This window comes from Komagataeibacter ossonobensis, from assembly GCF_057359305.1.
The window spans coordinates 67636-87589 of record NZ_JBXAYQ010000010.1 but is presented as its reverse complement, the minus strand read 5'-3'; the positions used below and the strand labels follow the sequence as shown (position 1 = coordinate 87589).

At 63.0% G+C, this 19954-nt stretch carries 16 protein-coding genes, 1 tRNA gene and 1 riboswitch; of the genes, 9 read left to right on the top strand and 8 right to left on the bottom strand.

Annotated features, from left to right (window positions below):
* Positions 1 to 209: 209 nt before the first annotated feature.
* Positions 210 to 288: riboswitch (Fluoride riboswitch) on the top strand.
* A gap of 111 nt (positions 289 to 399) precedes the next feature.
* Genes AC1RQ9_RS08520 through AC1RQ9_RS08510 form a run of 3 tightly spaced genes read left to right on the top strand, consistent with a single transcriptional unit; the run spans position 400 to position 2743 of the window.
* On the top strand, positions 400 to 1773 hold the full coding sequence (locus AC1RQ9_RS08520) for a voltage-gated chloride channel family protein (protein ID WP_485986440.1): 1374 nt from the start codon (positions 400 to 402) through the stop codon (positions 1771 to 1773).
* Positions 1774 to 1775: 2 nt separating this feature from the next.
* On the top strand, positions 1776 to 2255 hold the full coding sequence (locus tag AC1RQ9_RS08515) for a hypothetical protein (protein ID WP_227672800.1): 480 nt from the start codon (positions 1776 to 1778) through the stop codon (positions 2253 to 2255).
* Positions 2252 to 2743 (top strand): DUF4232 domain-containing protein, encoded by a 492-nt coding sequence (locus tag AC1RQ9_RS08510; RefSeq protein ID WP_485986438.1) that lies wholly within the window; start codon positions 2252 to 2254, stop codon positions 2741 to 2743. Before AC1RQ9_RS08515 ends, AC1RQ9_RS08510 begins: the two co-directional genes overlap by 4 nt.
* A gap of 107 nt (positions 2744 to 2850) precedes the next feature.
* Here AC1RQ9_RS08510 and AC1RQ9_RS08505 read toward each other — a convergent pair whose 3' ends face one another.
* The 5 genes from AC1RQ9_RS08505 to AC1RQ9_RS08485 all read right to left on the bottom strand — a co-directional run bounded on the left by AC1RQ9_RS08505 (position 2851) and on the right by AC1RQ9_RS08485 (position 7787).
* Positions 2851 to 3681: a phosphoenolpyruvate hydrolase family protein gene (locus AC1RQ9_RS08505; RefSeq protein ID WP_485986436.1), complete on the bottom strand. Its 831-nt coding sequence runs from the start codon at positions 3679 to 3681 to the stop codon at positions 2851 to 2853.
* A complete protein-coding gene (locus AC1RQ9_RS08500; RefSeq protein ID WP_485986434.1) occupies positions 3659 to 4891 on the bottom strand; it encodes a Tm-1-like ATP-binding domain-containing protein in 1233 nt (410 codons plus the stop codon). Before AC1RQ9_RS08500 ends, AC1RQ9_RS08505 begins: the two co-directional genes overlap by 23 nt.
* Positions 4888 to 6081, bottom strand: coding sequence for an arabinose transporter (locus tag AC1RQ9_RS08495; RefSeq protein ID WP_485986432.1), 1194 nt, complete (start codon positions 6079 to 6081; stop codon positions 4888 to 4890). The genes AC1RQ9_RS08500 and AC1RQ9_RS08495 overlap by 4 nt, the downstream gene beginning before the upstream one ends.
* Positions 6056 to 6352, bottom strand: coding sequence for a putative quinol monooxygenase (locus tag AC1RQ9_RS08490; protein ID WP_485986430.1), 297 nt, complete (start codon positions 6350 to 6352; stop codon positions 6056 to 6058). Before AC1RQ9_RS08490 ends, AC1RQ9_RS08495 begins: the two co-directional genes overlap by 26 nt.
* Positions 6353 to 6434: 82 nt before the next feature.
* Positions 6435 to 7787 (bottom strand): aminotransferase-like domain-containing protein, encoded by a 1353-nt coding sequence (locus tag AC1RQ9_RS08485; protein WP_485986428.1) that lies wholly within the window; start codon positions 7785 to 7787, stop codon positions 6435 to 6437.
* A 161-nt stretch (positions 7788 to 7948) separates the two neighbouring features.
* Here AC1RQ9_RS08485 and gluP point away from each other — a divergent pair, with 161 nt between their 5' ends.
* Together gluP and AC1RQ9_RS08475 are read left to right on the top strand one after the other, a co-directional pair.
* The gene (gene gluP, locus AC1RQ9_RS08480; protein WP_485986426.1) at positions 7949 to 9235 is read left to right on the top strand and encodes a glucose/galactose MFS transporter; all 1287 of its coding nucleotides are present in this window, start codon (positions 7949 to 7951) and stop codon (positions 9233 to 9235) included.
* A 179-nt stretch (positions 9236 to 9414) separates the two neighbouring features.
* Positions 9415 to 11595, top strand: a complete 2181-nt coding sequence (locus AC1RQ9_RS08475; protein ID WP_485986425.1) for a beta-N-acetylhexosaminidase — start codon at positions 9415 to 9417, stop codon at positions 11593 to 11595.
* A gap of 216 nt (positions 11596 to 11811) precedes the next feature.
* Here AC1RQ9_RS08475 and AC1RQ9_RS08470 read toward each other — a convergent pair whose 3' ends face one another.
* Positions 11812 to 12297: a 2-thiouracil desulfurase family protein gene (locus AC1RQ9_RS08470; protein WP_193733868.1), complete on the bottom strand. Its 486-nt coding sequence runs from the start codon at positions 12295 to 12297 to the stop codon at positions 11812 to 11814.
* A 221-nt stretch (positions 12298 to 12518) separates the two neighbouring features.
* Positions 12519 to 12592: transfer RNA gene (locus AC1RQ9_RS08465), tRNA-Cys, on the bottom strand.
* Between the two features lie 179 nt (positions 12593 to 12771).
* Here AC1RQ9_RS08465 and AC1RQ9_RS08460 point away from each other — a divergent pair.
* From AC1RQ9_RS08460 to msrA, 4 genes are all read left to right on the top strand, one after another.
* Positions 12772 to 13458 carry a protein-L-isoaspartate O-methyltransferase family protein gene (locus AC1RQ9_RS08460; RefSeq protein ID WP_485986424.1) on the top strand — a complete coding sequence of 229 codons (687 nt, stop codon included), beginning with the start codon at positions 12772 to 12774 and terminating at the stop codon, positions 13456 to 13458.
* 104 nt (positions 13459 to 13562) lie between these two features.
* Complete coding sequence (locus tag AC1RQ9_RS08455; protein ID WP_485986422.1) at positions 13563 to 14999, top strand: TolC family outer membrane protein; 1437 nt, start codon at positions 13563 to 13565, stop codon at positions 14997 to 14999.
* 198 nt (positions 15000 to 15197) lie between these two features.
* Positions 15198 to 17891 carry a valine--tRNA ligase gene (locus AC1RQ9_RS08450; RefSeq protein ID WP_485986446.1) on the top strand — a complete coding sequence of 898 codons (2694 nt, stop codon included), beginning with the start codon at positions 15198 to 15200 and terminating at the stop codon, positions 17889 to 17891.
* A gap of 140 nt (positions 17892 to 18031) precedes the next feature.
* Positions 18032 to 18586 (top strand): peptide-methionine (S)-S-oxide reductase MsrA, encoded by a 555-nt coding sequence (gene msrA / locus AC1RQ9_RS08445; RefSeq protein WP_485986421.1) that lies wholly within the window; start codon positions 18032 to 18034, stop codon positions 18584 to 18586.
* A gap of 6 nt (positions 18587 to 18592) precedes the next feature.
* Here the strand turns inward: msrA and AC1RQ9_RS08440 are convergent, their stop codons facing one another.
* Positions 18593 to 19948, bottom strand: a complete 1356-nt coding sequence (locus AC1RQ9_RS08440; RefSeq protein ID WP_193733875.1) for an ABC transporter ATP-binding protein — start codon at positions 19946 to 19948, stop codon at positions 18593 to 18595.
* Positions 19949 to 19954: the final 6 nt, after the last annotated feature.

Here is a 19954-nt window from a genome sequence, read left to right as displayed (position 1 = left end):
ACCCTTGGATCCTTTTGGCGACAAGTTTCATGGAAAACGTCCCTGGTTGCATTTGAAGCTGTCCCTTACACGTTCGGAAAGCTGATGGTATGCGGCACAGATCCATCATGTGCCCGATCGGTCAGGGATGATGCATGACCGCAACCCGGGCAGGGAAAACGTAGCGGTCACGCCATCATGCTTGACCGTGGCCGCGATCCGGGCTTTTAAGGATTCACGGCAATGGACTCTGCCAGACCATGATGGTCGAACCGCTCCCTTCGTGGGGCTGATGATTCCTACCCAATGCCATTGCGGCAACAAGGGGAGGAATCCGTGTAGGGCCATAGATATCATGTCAGCATGCAGGCCACAGTAGCCTGTTTTTCCATGAAAAAATGCCGGATCTGGCGAATATCAATGAATATTGACGTAATCATGCGCGATGGCTGCCGTGTGGCGGTCGTGTTGCTGAAATGGGCGTTTCTTCTAATCGGGCTGTCAGCGTGTGTCGGCAGTGCATGTGCCGCGTTCCTGTGGCTGCTGGATCGGGCGGCGGATATACGGCTGTCCCATCCGTGGCTGCTGTATGGCCTGCCGGTGGCGGGTGTGGCAATTGGCCTGCTCTATCACTGGTTTGGCCGCACCGCGGAGGGCGGCAATAACCTGATCGTAGACCAGATTCACGAACCCGGCGGTGGCGTGCCCCTGCGCATGGCGCCACTGGTGCTGGTGGGAACGGTTGTCAGTCACCTGTTCGGGGCATCGGTCGGGCGGGAAGGCACGGCGGTGCAGATGGGTGGCAGCATTGCCAGTGCAATCGGTCGGTTATGCCGTCTGTGCGACCCACATGAAATCCGTATCCTGCTGATATCTGGCATTGCCGCGGGCTTTGCCGCCGTATTTGGCACGCCGGTGGCGGGGGCGGTGTTCGGCATGGAGGTGCTGCGGGTAGGGCGCATTGAATATGGCGCGCTGGTTCCCGTCATCCTTGCGGCCACCATGGCGGACTGGGTCTGCCATGCATGGGGGATCGAGCATGTACCCTATCTCCTTGGCTTCCATGGTTATGCCGGGCTGGACGGGCGTTTTTTCCATGCCGACATCATCCTGCTGGCCAAGGTGATTGTAGCGGGCGTGGCGTTTGGCCTGGCCAGCCTGCTGTTTGCGGAATCCGTGCACCGGGTTGCGGCGGTGTTGCGCCGCGTCTGCCCCACGCCGTGGCTGCGTCCCGCCATTGGTGGGGTCGTGACCATCGCGCTGGTATGGATATGCGGGTCACGCGATTATCTGGGGCTGGGGATTATCGCCCCGGGAAATGGGGGGGCGTCTATCCTCGATTTCTTCGGGCCTGCGCATTATCCGCTGGCATGGGCGTGGAAGCTGGTTTTTACCGTCGCGGTGCTGGCGGCGGGCTTCAAGGGCGGGGAGGTCACGCCCCTGTTCTTCATTGGGGCCGGTCTGGGCAATGCGCTGTCCGCCTGGCTGCATGCACCGGTGGACCTGATGGCGGCGGTGGGGTTCGTGGCCGTGTTTGCCGGTGCGGCCAATACGCCGCTGGCCTGCACGCTTATGGGGGTTGAACTGTTCGGGGCGGCTGATATCGTCTATTTTGCCACGGGTTGCTTCGTGGCCTATGCCTGTTCCGGGCATTCGGGGATCTATCTGGCGCAACGTATCACGGTGCCCAAGCGGTACGCCGCCCGTATGCTGACTGGTGTGACATTGCGGCAGGCGCGCACGGGATATCGGCCGGATACACCTACCTCATCGGGTAAAAAGGCATCATCATGATCATGTCCCACGGATCAACGCCCTCGGGCCGCATGGATCGTGCCGTAGCCATGGGCAGCCTGTGCCTGGCTGTCTGCATGGGGCCGGTCAGTCACGCATGGGCGACGGAAAATGCGCCCCCTTCGCCTGCGGAACGGCGGATCATCACGCAGCGCATCACCGCACTTCCCGCCCGGGAACGTCCGGGTGTGATGGGGCAGGACATGGCATGGCAGATGACCACATTCCTGTGTCAGGACGCCGCACGTTCCGTGCTGGTCCGCAGGGGCGCGCAGCCACACCGCTTCTTCCTGCAGGATGATCGTCCCGATAGTCAGGTCGTGGTCAGTCCGGCCCTGATAAAAGGGCGCGGTCAGTTTCTGCCAGTCACCAGCCCCATGCGCTGGGTGGCGTTTACATGGTCCTGCCATCTTGACCCCGCGACCGGTCATGTCGTGCGTTTTGACGTGAATCCGACGACACGGCAGGGCACGGAACCATGATGCGGTGGATGGTGCCGGGTATCGCCCTCGGTCTGTCCTGCCTTCCGGTCTATGCCCATGCCCATACGGTTCGTGATTGCACATTCCATCATGCAGCCATGGTGCTGGATGATGGGCAGGGCGCGTTTGATGGCATGATGCATGGCGGAATGTGGCTTGTGGTGCGCAATACGGGTCCACGGGCCTGTTCGCTGGCATCGGCCGGTCCGATATCGTTTGAAGATGGGCACCACCATACCATCCCGGTTCGGTGGCAACAGGGCGTGGCCGTGCCAGACGGTATGCTGCGTCCGGGCGGGCAGGTCAGGACCGCCCTGCGCTGGGTGTCAGGCAATGCGTTTGACCCGGGTTACTGCATCACCCCGGCCACATTGGTGCTGCCATTGCACGGGGGTGCGCTACGACAATCCTTCGGTCGCAGCCTGTGCGCCCCCTCCGGCGTGCCACCCACACTGGAACAGCAGCCGTGGCGGGCGGCGCCAGAATGACAGTAAAGAGAAGCTTCTGGTGAGGCTTTCTTCAAAACCTGCAAGGAACGCCGCCTTTTTGAAAAAAGGCGGCACCCAAAAACTTCCATCTGTTTTGCGATACTCTTTTAGCGGGTCAGGGACTTGAAGTTGCGGGTCTGTTCGGTCAGGGCAACCTCAACCGGCAGGCGTTCCATGCTGGATGCGCCATAGAAGCCATGGCAGTCCGGACAACCGGCCAGGACTTTCTGCGCATCAGCCGGCATGGCAATCGGGCCGCCATGGCACAGGGCGATAATATCAGGGCGTACGCTGCGCGCGGCTTCGGTAATGGCATTGATGCGTTCAATGCAGTCATCCAGCGTAAACGCGGTTTCCGCCCCGATCGCCCCGCCGGTCGTCAGCCCCATATGGGCCACCAGCACGTCAGCACCCGCCTTTGCCATGTCCACGGCATTGGCCGGGTCGAATACATAGGGCGTGGTCAGAAGGTCTTTGTGGTTGGCGCGGGCGACCACATCCACCTCCATGCTGTAGCTCATGCCGGTTTCCTCAAGGTTCTTGCGGAAATTGCCGTCAATCAGCCCCACGGTGGGGAAGTTCTGGATGCCAGAAAAACCGACGCGTTTGACATCATCAAGAAACACATCGAAATCCACGAATGGGTCGGTGCCATTCACCCCCGCCAGTACTGGCGTATCAGGCACGACAGGCAGGACCTCGCGCGCCATGTCCATGACGATCTGGTTGGCGTTGCCATAGGCCAGCAGCCCCGCCAGCGACCCTCGGCCCGCCATGCGGTACCGGCCGGAGTTATAGATCACGATCAGGTCGATGCCGCCCGCCGCCTCGCACTTGGCGGACAGACCGGTGCCGGCACCACCACCCACGATGGGCTTGCGTGCGGCGATCATGGTGCGGAATCGGGCAAGGATCTCACTGCGGGGAATGCTGGGCATTGTCTGTATCCTTCATGAAAATACGGGAAAATTCATGCGCAAGCGCATCGGCAAAGGCCGGGTCGTTGATCGCATGGGGCAGGCGGATCAGCCGACGGCGCGGTGTCTGGTCCAGTGTTTCGGACAGGGCGGCATAAAAGGCTTCATCCGCCACCGGGTCGTGAAATGGCGCGCCGGGCTGGTCGAGGATGGAAAAACCGCCCTCTGGGTAGAGGAAACGGACCTCGCCTTCGCACCGGTTCAGCTGGTGGCCGACCATGTGGCCCATTGCGCGACATTCCGCCACGCTGGTGCGCATGAGGGTGATCTGGGGATTATGTTCGACAAAAACACGGTCGCGATACCGTTCAGGCACTGTGGCGCGTGCGCCGAAATTGACCATGTCCAGCCCGCCGCAACTACCCACATACGGGTATTGCGTGCGGATGACGGCACCCAGACGGTCCGTGTCGCATGGGAAAATACCGCCGGCCACCAGATCGCAGAACTCGGTCAGTGTCACGTCAATGAAGCCGCGTATGACCCCGTCATCCGCCAGCCGTTCCATCGCACGCCCACCGGTGCCGGTGGCATGGAACACCAGGCAGTCAAACCGTCGTGACAGGTCATGGACAATATGATCGACACACGGCGTGGTCACGCCAAACATGGTCAGGCCAATGGCGGGACGCGGGTCAGGGGGGATATGGCACGGGGCCTGCGCCATGCCGGCCATGGCATTGGCGGCGTTGCACAGGATGATGCGTGACAGGCGGTTCAGCCCTTCCATATCGGTGACCGAATACAGCATGGCGATATCCGATCCCCCGACATAGGGCGCGGTATTGCCCGATGCCACGGTGGAGACAACCAGCTTGGGCAGCCCCAGCGCCAGCGCCTGCAACGCAGGGGCCACCAGCGCCGTGCCGCCAGAGCCGCCAATGGCCATTACCCCCGCCATGTCGGTGCGCGCCAGCAGGTAATGGCGCAGGGCAACCGCCATGGCGGCAATCGATTGCCCGCGTTCACCGCGGAATACAGCACTTTCGCCATCGGGATGGCATGCGGCCACCGTGCGCGCGCTGACATCCGCATCCGCAGGCGTGCCGCGTGTGCTGACATCCACAATCAGCCCCGTAACCCCACGTGCATGCAGGCATTGGCGGATATAGGCCAGTTCCGCGCGCTTGGTGTCACAGGTGCCAAGGATATAGACGCAATGGGCCGTCATGCGGGTTTCCTCCCGTGGCGGGCGTTGAGCAGGGTCAGGATGATGATGGCCGCCCCCGTGGCGCACAGCCCGCCGACCAGAAACACGACCCCATATCCGTAACGGTCCGCCAGCAGGCCGGCCAGCGGCCCGGTCGCGCCATAGGCCAGGTCCTGAAACGCGGCAAACCCACCCAGCGCCGTGCCGCGCATGTGCGGGGCAACCAGCCGCACGACCTCCACCCCAAGCGCGGGATAGACCATGGAACATCCGGCCCCGGTCAGCACGGCTCCCGCCAGCGCCAGCAGCGGTGTGGGCGCGCACCACAGCAGGTACTGCCCGGCCGCCTCGATCAACAGGGAAAACAGCGCGACTCTCAGCCCGCCGATCCGGTCAGGCAGGTGTCCGCATACAATGCGTCCGGCCACGAACGCCCCTCCGAAACAGGTCAGCCCCAGCCCGGCATAAGGCCAGTGCGCATGCAGGAAGCGCAGCGGCAGGAAGGCCCCAAGGGCGGCAAATCCCACCCCCTGCAACGCCACTGCAATGCCCTGCCAGCGGATGGTGCCCAGTATGCGCCAGAACGGCGGCCTGCCCCCGGCATGCGGCTGCGAAGGTGGTACATTGTGCACCAGTGCCAGCCCCACCAGCGGCAGCAGGGCAGACACCACCATGAGGGCACCCAGCCCCCAGTGTTCGTATATCGCAAGCCCGATCGGGCCACCCACGGCAAAGGCGCCATACATGGCGCCCCCCGTCCACGCCAGCACCCGTCCCGCGCGCTGCTGGCCCATAAGGCCGATACCCCAGCCCAGCATGCCCACGATGGTCAGGCTTTCCCCGATCCCCAGCAGCAGCCGTCCCATGATCAGGATGGCGTAACGCGCGGCATGGGACAGGCTGCCCATGCCTGCCAGCACGCAGATCAGGCTGGCCGCCACATACAGTACCAGCCCTGCGCGCATGCACGGCCGTCCGCCCCGGATGTCGGCAAAGGCCCCGGCATGATTGCGGCTGAGAATGGTGGAAAAGAACGCAATGCCCACCGCCAGTCCCGCAAGGCCATTACCATAACCCGGCCAGTGCAGGATGGCGACCGGCAGGGCCGCCAGCGGCAGCGCCACCGCCATGTACGACAGGAACAGCGCAATGGCGAGGCGCGCCAGCAGCCCAAGCGGCCCGCTATCAGATTTCACGTGTGATGCGCACATGCAGCGGTTCGGCCAGTGCGGTCCTGAACACATCCGCCATCGCGCGGAAATGCGGTGTGGTTTCATGTTCGGTCAGGGCTTCGGGGCTGGCCCAGCGTTCCACGAACACGAAAACCTCGGGGTCCGACACGTCACGATGGCATTGGTAGGAAATGTTGGTTTTTTCCAGACGGGATGCCTTCACGCAGTCATGGATGGCTGCGATCGCCACTTTTTCATGGTCGGGGCGGACGCGTATGGTGGCGATGACCGTAATGGGCTGTTCTGTCATGGACCGTTCTCGGCTTGTGTGTGTTGCCTGAATGATAGGCTGCTGTGACACTTTCCTTCCACGAAGAAAGTGTCACGTGACACTATTGCTGCATCCCCGCGTGCACATGATGCAGGCGGCGCAGGGCCTCCGTCAGGTCGGGCAGGGTAGCCGGGCCAAGGCACAGCCTTATTCCGCCCCGCATGCAGGGGCCAGGCCCGGCTATAAAGGGCTTCAGGGGGGTGACCCGCACGTCTTCACGCGCTGCTGCGGACACGAAATCCGCCGCCTGTTCCATCGACATGGGCATCCATGCGTGAAAGGCGTCATAGGCGGGTGGTGTCAGGGCGGGGCCAAGAATACGCAGGGCCAGTTCGCGCCGTCGCCCGGCCTCGCCCCGTAGCGCGCGTCGGACGGAGGTCGCGGTGCCATCAAGCATCCACTGCGCCATCATGGCATAGGACAGGGGGGCGATCATGAGTGATGAATTCAGCAGCGCATCTGCCGCCGCCGCCATGAAGCGGGCAGGAGGGGCAAGTGTTCCGATACGCAGGCCCGGGCTGAGGGTCTTGGACAGGCTGTTGACATAAAACGTCCGCTCTGGCGCCAGCGTCACCAGCGGGGGCAAGCGGTCATCGCGGGCGCAGTCATAGACGTCGTCTTCGATAATCAGGGCGTCATGGTTGCGGCATATCCGTACGATGTCATGCCTGCGGGCGTGGTCCATGGTGGCGGTGGTGGGGTTGTGCATGGTGGGGGTGACATACAGCACGCCCTGACCATGATCGTGGGCGCCCAGCACGCGATCAAGCGGTTCGGGCAGCAGGCCGTGACGGTCTATCGGTAATCCGTGTGGTGCAAATCCCGCCTGCCGCAGCAGCGACAGCATGCCGGGATAGGCCAGTTCTTCGGTTATGGCGACAGTGCGGATCCTGCGGCATACGCTTGCGGCTACACCCAGGGCCTGCTGCGCCCCGCTGGTCAGCAGCAGGCGGTCGGGCGGCATGTCCACCCCCAGTTCCGCCAGCCAGTGGCCCATGATCCGGCGGTGTTCGATATGGCCGGCGATGGGGGGATAGACATTGAACAGCGCCGGATCGACCGTATGGGCAAGGCGGCCCAGCGTGCGGGCCAGCGCACGATTGCCGAACATGGGTGGCGGCATGTTGGCCGACAGGTCGATGACATGCCCCGATCCACCGGGGCGGGAGGCCACGAACATGCCGCGCCCGCGCACGCTGCGTACCAGCCCGCGCCGTTCCAGCATGGCATAGGCCCGGGTTACGCTGCCCACCCCGATGCCCAGTCGCCATGCAAGGTCACGGTGCGCGGGCAGGCGGTCCCCCGCATCCAGCTTTTCCCCCATTATGTCACCCGCCAGTGCATCCGCCAGGCGTTCGGCGGGGGGCGTGTCACCAGGCGGCAGGTAGGGATGCCATGGAGAATGCAGGCGCATGCGGGGCCAAGCCTGTCCTGTTGCGGGTCATGCCCGGCATAGCAGGTCATGACCGGGCACGAAATATGCGGCCTCGCGGCCGTCATTTCCATGTATGATGTTGCGTATCCATTACAATCCGGACGCGGACGGGGGGCGTCCCGACAGAAGGGGGGAAAGACTTGGCCCAGTATCGTTTGGCGGGAACGGACGGCGTCCATGGCATGCGGCCACTGGCCATCATGGCCGGGCTGTTTTTCATCATCGGCTTTGTCACGTGGCTGAACGGACCCTTGATCACTTTCGTGCAGGTTGCCTTCAGCCTTGGCCCGGTGGGTGCATTCCTGGTGCCGATGTGTTTTTACCTGTCCTATCTTGCCTGCGCCTTTCCCGCGATGGGGCTGGCGCGACGCGTGGGGCTGCGCGACGGGATCGTGCTGGCCCTTGTCATCATGGCGGCAGGCACATGTGTATTCGGGGAATGCGTGGGCCAGCGCTGGTATCCCGGTGCGCTGTCGGGGCTATCTGTACTGGGGGCGGGACTGACGCTGCTGCAGGTCACGGTCAATCCGTATGTCACTATGTTGGGGCCGCCACAGGGGGCGGCGCGGCGCATTGCGACCATGGGGATCGCCAATAAGGTATCTGGTATTATCGCACCAATAATATTTTCCGTTCTGGTCATGCACGATATTGCCGGTGTCATGGCCCATCTGACCGGTGTGGTGGACATGGGACAGCGTGCGGCTGTGCTGGCCACGTTCGCGCATGCCGTGGTGGCGCCCTATCGCTGCATGGCGGTTGTGCTGCTGTGTGTCGCCTTCGGGCTACGTCGTGCGGGTCTACCTGATATCCGGCTGGTTGATGGGGATGCCGCCACGCCGCATTCCGGACGCATGCCCCTGCGGGCATGGCTGGGGATTGGTGTGGTGTTCATCTATGTGGGGGTGGAGGTCATGGCGGGGGACGCCATTGGCGTTTACGGGCGTGGGATGGGAATTTCGCTGGGGCAGGCGCGGTTCCTGACCTCGCTGACACTGGGGGCCATGCTTGCGGGTTATGTGGCCGGGACGGTCATGGTGCCCGGCCGGTGTACGATGGTCCGCTATCTGCTGGCATCCACTATCCTGGGGGTGATGCTGTGTCTTGTCGCGGCCATGACGCCGGGTGTCGGGTCGGTCATGTGCGTGGCGCTGCTGGGGCTGGCCAATGCCATGATGATGCCGATCCTGTTTCCCTTGGTGCTGCACGCGGCGGGTAAAGGACAGTATCGCGCCACGGCGCTGCTGGTCATGGCGTTTTCGGGTGGGGCGTTTATGCCGCAGCTTTTTGCCGGGCTGATTCCGGTTGTTGGCATGAAACCTGCCTTTGTGGGCATCATGCTGCCCGCCTATGGCATGATCGGTGGATACGCGCTGTGGATGGGGCGTGCGGGTCGGTCAAATCCGGACCTGGGGGATGGGCGATAATGGAGCAGCGTGACGGGTCGTCTGTGAAACGTCCCGCATATCATAAGAAATTTTCTGGTGAAGCTTTTTTCAAAAAGCTTTGGTAAACGCCGTCTTTTTGGAAAAAGTGGCACGCAAAAGCTTTCATTATTTATAAATATGTCATTCTGAAACGCTCTTTTACGGAAAATAATGCCGCCATGCCCGATATCCGTCGTTTCCGGTCTGGTCTGTCGTTCGTATTCATGGTGGGCATATGTGCGTATAATATGCCCGTGGCGGTGGCGGAACCGGCGCTGATGCCGCAGCCTCGGAGCTATCACCTCCAGCCCGATGCAATGCCACTGACCGGAGGCGTTGCGGTGGAATGGCAGGGGATGCGATCCGTCTTGCTGGACCATGCGGTGGAGCGTTTCACGCAGCGTCTTGCCGCCCTGTCCGCGCGTGCCGTCGCACCGGACGGCCAGCCGGGGCTGATCCTGCGTATCCATTGCCTGGCACCGGATGCGGATATGCTGTCCATCCACATGCAGGAACACTACAGCCTGCGGACTGATGCGCAGGGCGCGACGCTGGAAGCTAATGGCCCGGCGGGCGTGCTGCGTGGTCTGGCGACGCTGCTGCAACTGGTGGAACGGCGGGAGACGGGGCCGGTGCTGGACGCGGTCGAGATCGATGACGCCCCGCGTTTTGCATGGCGGGGCCTGCTGGTGGATGTCAGCCGGCATTTCATGTCCCTTAACGCGCTGAAGCGCCAGCTGGACATGATGGAACTGACAAAACTGAACGTACTGCACCTGCATCTGTCGGACGGGCAGGGCTTCCGGGTGGAAAGCAGGCTGTATCCCCGCCTGCAGCAGGTGGCGTCCCACGGGCAGTATTATACGCAGCAGCAGGTGCGTGAACTGGTGGCCTATGCGGCGCAGCGGGGGATCCGCATCGTGCCGGAATTCGATACGCCGGGGCATAGCTACGCGCTGCTGCTGGCCTATCCACAATATGCGGCCCAGCCCGTGACCACGCCCATGGACCCGAAACGGGTGGTCCGGGCCGCGATTGACCCGACCAGTCTGCAGGCCCGTGACTTTATCGCCGGGCTGTACCATGAAATGGCGGGACTGTTTCCCGATGCCTATTTTCATGTGGGTGGTGATGAGGTCCGGCCCGATGAATGGACGGGAAACCCGCATATAAACGCCTGGATGCAGCAGCATGGCTATACCACCGCCGCCCTGCAGGCCATGTATACGCAACGTGTGCATGACATGCTGGCGCGCGATGGCAAGATCATGATGGGCTGGGACGAACTGCTGGACGCCCCGATACCCGCCGGCATCGTGATCGAGCCGTGGCGCGGGTCACGTTATACGGCAGCGGCCACGCTGGCGGGGCATCCGGTCGTGGTGTCATCGGGGTATTATCTTGATCTGCTGTTGCCTGCGGCCGAACATTACCGGGTTGATCCGCTGGACCCGCAGGGCAATGGCCTGCCGCCCGATCAGGTGGCGCAGGCCCATGCATCTTTCCTCGAACCCTTTGCACTGGATCCCGCAGCGCGCATGACGTCCGCACAGGATGCCCGCGTCATGGGGGCGGAGACCGCCCTGTGGACGGAAATCGTGACGGAAGAAATGCTCGACAACCGCCTGTGGCCCCGGGCGGCAGCACTGGCGGAGCGGTTCTGGTCACCAGCCAGCGTGCGTGATGCAGCCAGCCTTGCCGCGCGCCTGCCGGTTGTTCAGGCGGAACTGGAACTGCTGGGCAATCGCGCGACAGCCGACCGGGCGCGCATGATGGCGCGACTGGCCCCCGATGACGTAACGCCGCTGGCAACCCTGCTGTCCGTCACCAGTCCGGTGCGTAATTACGCCCATAACCGCGTATTTGGTCCCAGCCGTGTTGTCCCCACCGCCGATCCGCGCCCGCTGGACCGTGCCGCCGATATCGCGGCGACGGACAATACGCAGGCCGCGATTTTTTACCGTGACGTGCTATCCTATCTTGCGGGACACAAAGATCTGGCGCCAGGCCTGCGCGCCCGGCTGGAAAACTGGCGCGATAATGAAGCCTGCCTGCGGCTGCTGGCGCAACGCGATCCTGCCGTTGCGGAGGTGCTGCCCGCATCGGCCCTGCTGGCGCGACTGGCGCAGGCGGGGCTGGATGCCATGAACGCACCTGCGACCGGCTGGCGTGAACAGGCTGAAGCCGCACTTGCCATGGCGCGGGGCCAGTTTGTTGCATCCGCTTCCATGCTGGCGGTCAGGACCAGCCCCCAGCCCGCGGGTGACCTGCTGCCTGATATCACGCCGGGCATCGCGGCATTGGTGCAGGCTGCGCGATCGTCAGACAGGGTGGCGCAGCAGGGTACAGGGACCCGATAGGGTAACAGTCCGCCCCTCATGCACGGACAGATCGTGCTGACCGGCGTGACTTTGCAGAAAGCCTGTGGGGGCTGCGCGTAATTGGGAAACGGTCCGACCGTCTATCGTTCCACATCGTCCGGTGGGAGGGGACAAGGGGAATCCGCATCTGTTCCATACCCCCGTCCATAATCAGGTGATCGTATTGCTGCAGGGCATCCCTGTCGGGGGCACCGTTCAGTCCATTAGGGTTTCAAGGCAGGAAAACCGGGCTGGCGCGTAGACTGCAATGCCATTACGGCGCAGCAATGCCGCCGTCACGCCCTGTCCTGCATGCCGTGTGCCCGTGAACTGGCCATCATAAATGAAGCTGCTGCCGCATGAAGGGCTGCCGTCCATCAATAATGCAAACCGGCAGCCATGGCGTCGTGCCAGATCCAGCGCCCGGTACGCGCCGTCCAGAAAGGGGGCGGACACATCATGGCCGTCCGCTTCACATACGCGGCCCGATCCGTCCAGAACGGCGGTGCCGTCCCGCCCCCGGATGATTTCGGCGGGTGGCCGGGGTGTCGGCAGGCCGGCGGCGGTTTCGGGACAGAAGGCGATGACCCGCCCCTCCGCCTGCCAGCGCGCCAGGCTGTCCTGCATCAGGGTTCGCGCGGTGCCATCATACCTGACGGGTTGGCCAGACAGACAGCCACTGATCAGCAGGGTCGGTTTCATGGCCTGAACATGGCATGACCGGTCACGGGAAGGAACCGGTCAATGACGATACAGGGACATGTCGGGCAGTACGCGCCCCACGGCGGTATCGACCCGGATTGATGCCCCCGGAAATACCCCCATCCTGTGGAACAGGACGCGTATTTCCATGCCATTGAATGACGGATATATGTCGGATTTCAAGGGATTGCAGCCACGAACGCGCATTGTGCGGGAAGGCTTGGAGGTCTGGGCGGGAATCGAACCCACGTACGCGGATTTGCAGTCCGCTGCATCACCATTCTGCCACCAGACCTCAGCGGCTCTGGCGCTATATCCGCTGAAATGTGCCTCAGGTCAAGCCGTTGTGTGCAGGTGGGGCGTTGTTTCGGTGTAAAAGCGGCGCATAAATAGAAAAAAGCCGGGAAAATGTTGCCCGTCCGGCCGGGCGGCCGACCCCTTTCCCGTCAGGGCAGCATGTTTCAAGGAAACGTTATGGACAAGACAGACCCCGATTATGTGCCTCTCGATTTTGGTGCGGCCCGCCAGCGCATGGTTGATGCCCAGATCCGTCCCGCGCAGGTCAGCAATCCCCATGTCATCGCGGCCATGCGCGCGCTGCCGCGTGAACAGGCGGTGCCCGAGGCCCTGCGTGCCTTTGCCTATGCCGACCAGAACCTGCCGTTGGGGGAAGGGCGCTACCTGACCGAACCGCGTGTGACGGGACGCATGCTGCAGGTTGCCGAACCCGTGCGGGGGGAACGCGTGCTGGTGGTGGGGACAGGGACCGGATATCTGGCAGCCCTGCTGGCCACGATGGGGGAGGCGCTGGAGGTGACGGCCCTCGAATCGGAACGGCGGCTGGCGGACATCGGCCGGGCGCTGTGTTTCACATGGGCGCCCGACGTACACTGGCGCGAGGGCGCGCTGGTTCATGGCGCGCCGGATCACGGGCCGTACGACCTGATCATGATTGACGGGGCAGTGCGCGCCGTGCCCCCGGCGGTGCTGGGGCAGCTGACGCAGGCCGGACGGGTGATCGCACCGGTCTGCGCTGATTCGGGGGTGACATCCGTCAGTCGTGTCGTGCGCACGGCACAGGGCAGCGCGGTGCAGCCCCTGTTTGATGTCGCGGTGCCGCTGCTGCCGGAACTGGAACCGGCCCCCGCCTTCGTCTTCTGATGGCGCGGCGGCCCGGCCCCGGTTAACGCCTGCGCAATATCCTGCCCGTAAACAGGGCATGCGAACGGCATGTTCGCGCATGGCATATCAGGGCGGGGACGGGAATGCGGGGAAACTGGGCAATCGGGGCGGGCAGTGCGGCAATCCTGTGCTGTGGCACGGCGCTGGCGCGCGTGCCGATGCCGCAGACGGGGGAACAGGATACGCCCCATACCCTCAAGGCCGCACTGGCCATGGCCTACCTGACCAATCCCGTGCTGCGACAGGAACGGGCATCCCTGCGGGCAACGGATGAACAGGTCCCGCAGGCACTGGGCGGGTGGCGCCCCACCATTACCGGCAGCGCCAACATGTCCTATTATTCGGGGCTGATGCGCATGGCCCCGGTCGCGGGGGAAACCGGCGGGTATATGCGCCGGTATGACAGTCCCGGTTATTCCGGCGGAGTCAGTATCTCGCAGCCGATCTATAGCGGTGGCAGGACGACGGCAAACACGCACAAGGCGCGGCATGCCGTCATGGCGGAACGTGCGCGCCTGATCGCGGCGGAACAGCAGGTCTTTTCCGATGTGGTCAGCGCCTACATCAACGTGGTGGAAGATGAACAGATCCTGAGCATCGACATCAATAATGAACAGGTCTACGCCGCCCAGTTGCATGCAACCGGGCTGCGCGCGCATGGCGGCGAGATCACCCATACCGATGTGGCGCAGGCGCAGGGCGCGCTGGCCAATGCGCGCGCGGTCCGGCAACTGGCCGAAGGCACGTTGCAGGCGGATCGCGCGACCTACCGGCAGGTGGTCGGCTGTGACGCGCCTGATGACCTGACGCCGCCCCAGCCACTGGTCCTGCCCCTGCATACGGAACAGGACGCCATGACGCAGGCGGTGCAGAACAATCCCGACGTCATCAGCGCGCTGTTTGACGAGGCCGCGAAAAAGGATGCGACAGGCGTGGCCTTTGCCGCCCTTATGCCCACGGTCAATGCCGAAGCAGCCTACTCCCACGCCATCAATCAGGAGGATGGGCGTTCATTGAGCAATAATAAATACGCGCTCGTCAGCGCCTCAATGCCACTTTATCAGGGTGGGGGCGAATATGCCGCCGTGCGCATGGCCCGGCAGCAGGCCGCCGAAGCCGCCCGCACGGTGGACGTGCGCCGCCGTGCCGCGATCCAGCTGGCAGCGGCCAGCTGGCAGCGCATGCAGGCCAACCGGGAAGCGATCGACAGCAACCGCGAAGCCGTCGCCGCTGATGCCGCCGCCCTGCACGGCATGCAGCGCCAGGTCATTGTGGGCACCACCACCACCCTTGCGGTGCTGCAGCAGCAGGAAACCCTGCTTCAGGCGCAGATCGCGCTGGTGCGCAGCGCGGGTAACCTCGTACAGTCCTCCTATCAGGCCACGGCGGCCATCGGGCGGCTGACCGCGCGTGACCTCAGCCTTGATGTGCCGCTCTATGATGAACAGGCCTATTACCGCGCCGTGCATGACCGGCTGTGGGGTATCAGCGATTATGCCACCAGCCAGCCGGGGCGCTGACGCGATACCGACCCTGTCCGGCACAAAACGGCATGGCCTGCGCATGACCGCGGCGGTGGCTGGTCAGGGCGGATAGGCATGGGGCGGATAAAGATTACATGCGCAGCGTTCCCTTCGCGCCGGTTTGGGGTATATCTGCCCTTGGCCGGGCGCGTTGTCCTGCCCTGCGTCTGATTATGGTGGATCTGGTTTTTCGTGATGCTTGACAAGTCGTTCTCCCCCGACGGGACAGAAACTTCCCTCTATGCCCTGTGGGAGGCCAGTGGTGCGTTCAGCGCACAGCCGAGTAGTGTGGCCAAGCCCTATACCATCATGATTCCGCCGCCCAACGTCACGGGCACGCTGCATATTGGCCATGCCCTGACCATGACCCTGCAGGATACGCTGATCCGCTGGCGGCGCATGCAGGGGCGCGACACGCTGTGGCAGCCGGGCACCGACCACGCGGGCATCGCGACCCAACTGGTGGTCGAACGCATGCTGCAGAAGGAAGGCACGTCCCGCCAGGAAATGGGCCGTGACGCCTTTGTCGAACGCGTGTGGGAATGGAAGGCCGAATCCGGCGGCGGCATTACAAGGCAGTTGCGCCGCCTCGGCGGGTCGCTGGACTGGCCGCGTGAACGCTTCACCATGGATGATGGCCTGTCCGATGCGGTGAAGGAAGTGTTCGTCACCCTTTACCGCGAAGGGCTGATCTACCGTGACCGCCGACTGGTCAACTGGGACCCCGCCTTCCGTTCCGCCATTTCGGATCTGGAAGTTGATAACCGGGAAACGCGCGGCAACCTGTGGTATATCCGCTATCCCGTCGAGGGGCAGCCGGGCCGCACCATCACGGTCGCCACCACCCGGCCCGAGACCATGCTGGGTGATATGGCCGTGGCCGTCCACCCGGAAGATGCACGTTTTGCCGACCTGGTGGGCAAGAATGTCATCCTGCCGCTGACCGGCCGCCGTATCCCTATCGTTGCGGATGAACATTCTGACCCGACCAAGGGCAGCGGCGCGGTCAAGATCACGCCCGCCCATGACTTCAACGACTTCGAGGTCGGTCGCCGCCACAAGCTGGACATGCCCAGCGTGCTGGATGAGGAAGCCCGCATTACTCTTGCTGAAATCGAGGGCGAACTGCGCGCCGAGGACGGTCTGGCTGATCCCGCCTTTGTCCGTACGCTCGAAGGCATGCCGCGCGATGAAGCGCGCAAGGCGATGGTGGCTGAACTTGAACGCCTTGAATGGCTGGAAAAGATCGAGCCGCACACCAATCAGGTGCCCCATGCCGAACGCAGCGGCGCAGTGGTCGAACCCCGCCTGACCACGCAGTGGTACTGTGATGCCAAGACCCTTGCCGGTCCCGCGATTGACGCGGTGGAAAGCGGCAAGATCGAATTCGTGCCCCGGCAGTGGGAAAACACCTTCTATGCCTGGATGCGCGACATCCAGCCATGGTGCATCAGCCGCCAGTTATGGTGGGGCCACCGCATCCCGGCATGGTATGGCCCGGACGGGCATGTATTCGTCGCCCATGACGAAGCCGATGCCGCCACGCAGGCCCGCGCCCATTACGGGCAGGATACGGCGCTGACGCGGGACGAGGACGTGCTGGATACGTGGTTCTCCTCCGCGCTGTGGCCGTTTTCCACGCTGGGCTGGCCACAGCAGACGCCGGAACTGGCCCGCTATTACCCGACCGACGTGCTGGTGACCGGCTTTGACATCATCTTCTTCTGGGTCGCCCGGATGATGATGATGGGCCTGCACTTCATGAAGGACGTACCCTTCAGGCAGGTGTTCATCCATGGGCTGGTGCGCGATGAACGTGGGCAGAAAATGTCCAAGTCCAAGGGCAACGGCATCGACCCGCTGGAAATGATCGACAGCTATGGCGCGGATGCCATGCGCTTTTGCATCTGCTCGCTGACCGGTCTGGGTCGTGATGTGAAACTTGGTCGCAGGAAGGTGGAGGAATACCGTTCCTTCATCACCAAGATCTGGAATGCCGCGCGTTTTTGCGAAATGAATGGCGTGGCACCCGTCGCGGGGTTCCGTCCGGACAGCGTGCAGTCGCCGCTGGGCCGCTGGATCCTGGCGGAACTGGCGCAGGCGGTGGAAGATGCGACAAAGGCGCTGGAAGCCTTCCGTTTCGATGAATACGCCGCCGTATGCTACCGCTTTGTCTGGAACTGTTTCTGTGACTGGTTCCTTGAACTGGCCAAGCCGGTCTTTGCCGCCGGTGATACGGCGGAAGCAGTCGAAACCCGTGCGGTGGCAGCCCATGTGCTAGGCACCATCATGCGCCTGCTGCAGCCCGTCACCCCGTTCGTGACCGACAGCCTGTGGCAGCATTTCGGTTTCGGGCCGGAAGGGTCGCTGATTACGGCACCGTGGCCGCAGCCCGAACATCTGGAAGGGGCCGGCGAGGCGCGCGCGGAAATGGAATGGCTGATCCGTTTCATCAGCGCGATCCGTACCGTGCGGTCGGAAATGAACGTGCCGCCGTCCCGTCTGGCCCCCGTCCTGCTGCGTGATGCATCGCCGGTGACCGTGGCGCGGGCCGCCAAATGGTCGGAAGCGATCGGGCGCATGGCGCGCGTATCCGAAGTGCAGCCGCTGGAAGGTGAAATGCCGCAGGGTGCTGCACAGTTGGTGGTGGATGAAGCTACGCTGGTCATTCCCCTTGCCGGGATCATTGACCTTGCCGTTGAACGCCAGCGGCTGGAAAAGGAATGCACCAAGGTCGATGGCGAAATTGCCAAGGTCGAGCGCAAGCTGGGCAACGCCGATTTCGTGGCCCGGGCCAAGCCTGAAGTCGTGGCCGAGAACCGCGAACGCCTTGAGACGTTTCAGGCGGAGCGCGTGCGGCTGAAAGCGGCTCTGGCGCGCATTGCGTAAAGGATTGTCTTAAGGGAATAAAAGTTTCTGGGTGCCGCCTTTTTTCAAAAAGGCGGCATTCTTCGAAGCTTCTTGAAAAAAGCTTCACCAGAAATTTCTGGAACATTCTCTTCATGGCAAGTTAGGGGAAGGAAGCCACCATGACCGAAAACGCATTGGAAACACTGGTGCTGGGTGGAGGCTGCTTCTGGTGTCTCGAAGCGCCGCTTAAGGAATTGCGCGGCGTGGCGGGACTGGAACCCGGTTATGCCGGGGGCCATACTGCCAATCCCACCTATGAACAGGTCTGTTCTGGCCGCACCGGCCATGCGGAGGTCGTGCGCGTGACGTTCGACCCCGCTGAACTGTCATGCGCCGACCTGCTGCGGATCTTCTTTGTCATGCATGACCCCACCACGCTCAACCGGCAGGGCAATGACGTGGGGACGCAGTATCGTTCCGCCATATTCTGGCAGGGACCAGAACAGGAAATGACGGCCTATGCCATCCGCAATGAAATCGCGGAGGCAAAGGTATGGCCGGATCCGCTGGTGACCGAAATCACGCCGCTGACGCATTTCTGGCCAGCCGAGGATTATCACCGCGACTATTTCGCCCGTAATCCCGGCAATCCCTATTGCAGCGCGGTCATCCCGCCCAAGATTGCCAAGATGCGCCGCCTGTTTCGCGACCGGCTGGTGGATACGGCGGGATAAGGCCGGTTATTCGGTTTCGTCATCCAGGAAAAGCTGGTCGGCTTCTTCATCAAAATCAAACAGTTCGGCATAGCGTGCCCAGCCGATCAGCGTCTGCAGTGTCTGGCGGGCATAATCAGGGGACATGCTGTCTTCCAGTTCATCACGGAAGCGTTCGGCGCTGGCGCGGTGATTGGGGCGTTCATCCAGCACGGCGCGGATGGTGCGCACCATGGGAATGTTGTGCAGCATGCTGTGCCACAGGATGTTCTTGCGGATGTCATGCTCACTCTGGACAAAGCGCATGCCTTCGGGGGTCAGCATGATGTCGCCATCCTCCAGTTCGGCAAAGCCCAGCAGTTGCAGCGACTCGCCTAACGGGAACAGGTCATCCAGTTCAAGCTGCAACCGGCTGGCCAGCAGCGGCAGGTCCGCGCGGCCATGCAGCGGGTCGGCGGCCAATGTTTCCATCATGCCCACGATGGTATTGATCGGCAGCGCGGGCAGGGCCACGGCATCGGCCGTGATCTGCACATGCTTCATGTCCGGGTCGGTCATGTCCGCTTCCGACACCACGGGCGCACGACGGGTCATGAGCGCGTAAATCCGGTCCACGAACTGGCGGAAGGCCGCGTCTTCACGGTTACGGGGGTGTTCAAAGGGCACCTGCAGTTCATAGGCGACCCGGCCGGGGTTGGAGGAAAAGATCAGGATACGGTCGCACATCAGCACCGCTTCCTCGATATTATGCGTGACCAGCAGGATGGACTGGATGGGCAGCTTCTTTTCCGCCCACAGTTCCACAAGGTCGGTGCGCAGGTTTTCCGCCGTCAACACATCCAGCGCCGAAAACGGTTCATCCATCAACAGCAGGTCAGGGTGCACCACCAGCGCCCGCGCCAGTCCCACGCGCTGGCGCATGCCACCCGACAACTCCTTGGGATAGGCGTTTTCATACCCACCCAACCCGATCAGCCCGATCGCGTCCTCGGCCAGCTTGTGGCGCTCGGCCACGGGCACGCCCTTTGCCTCCAGCCCCAGTTCCACATTTTTCTGTACCGTCAGCCACGGGAACAGCGCAAATGACTGGAACACCATGGAAATGCCATCGGCGGGGCCTTCCAGCTTCTTGCCTTTCCATATGACCTCGCCCGCCGTGGGCGGCAGCAGGCCCGCGATAATGCGCAGCAGCGTGGACTTGCCCGATCCCGACCGGCCCAGCAGTCCCACGATTTCCCCGCTGCGGATGGACAGGTTCACCCCATCCAGCACCACCAGGTCGGTGGCACTTTCCTTGTGATAGGCCTGCCGGCAGTTGATGATCCGGACAAGCTCCGTCCCGGGCTTGGGCTGGGCTGGGGCGGGTTCGGGCTGCTGCATCATGAACTC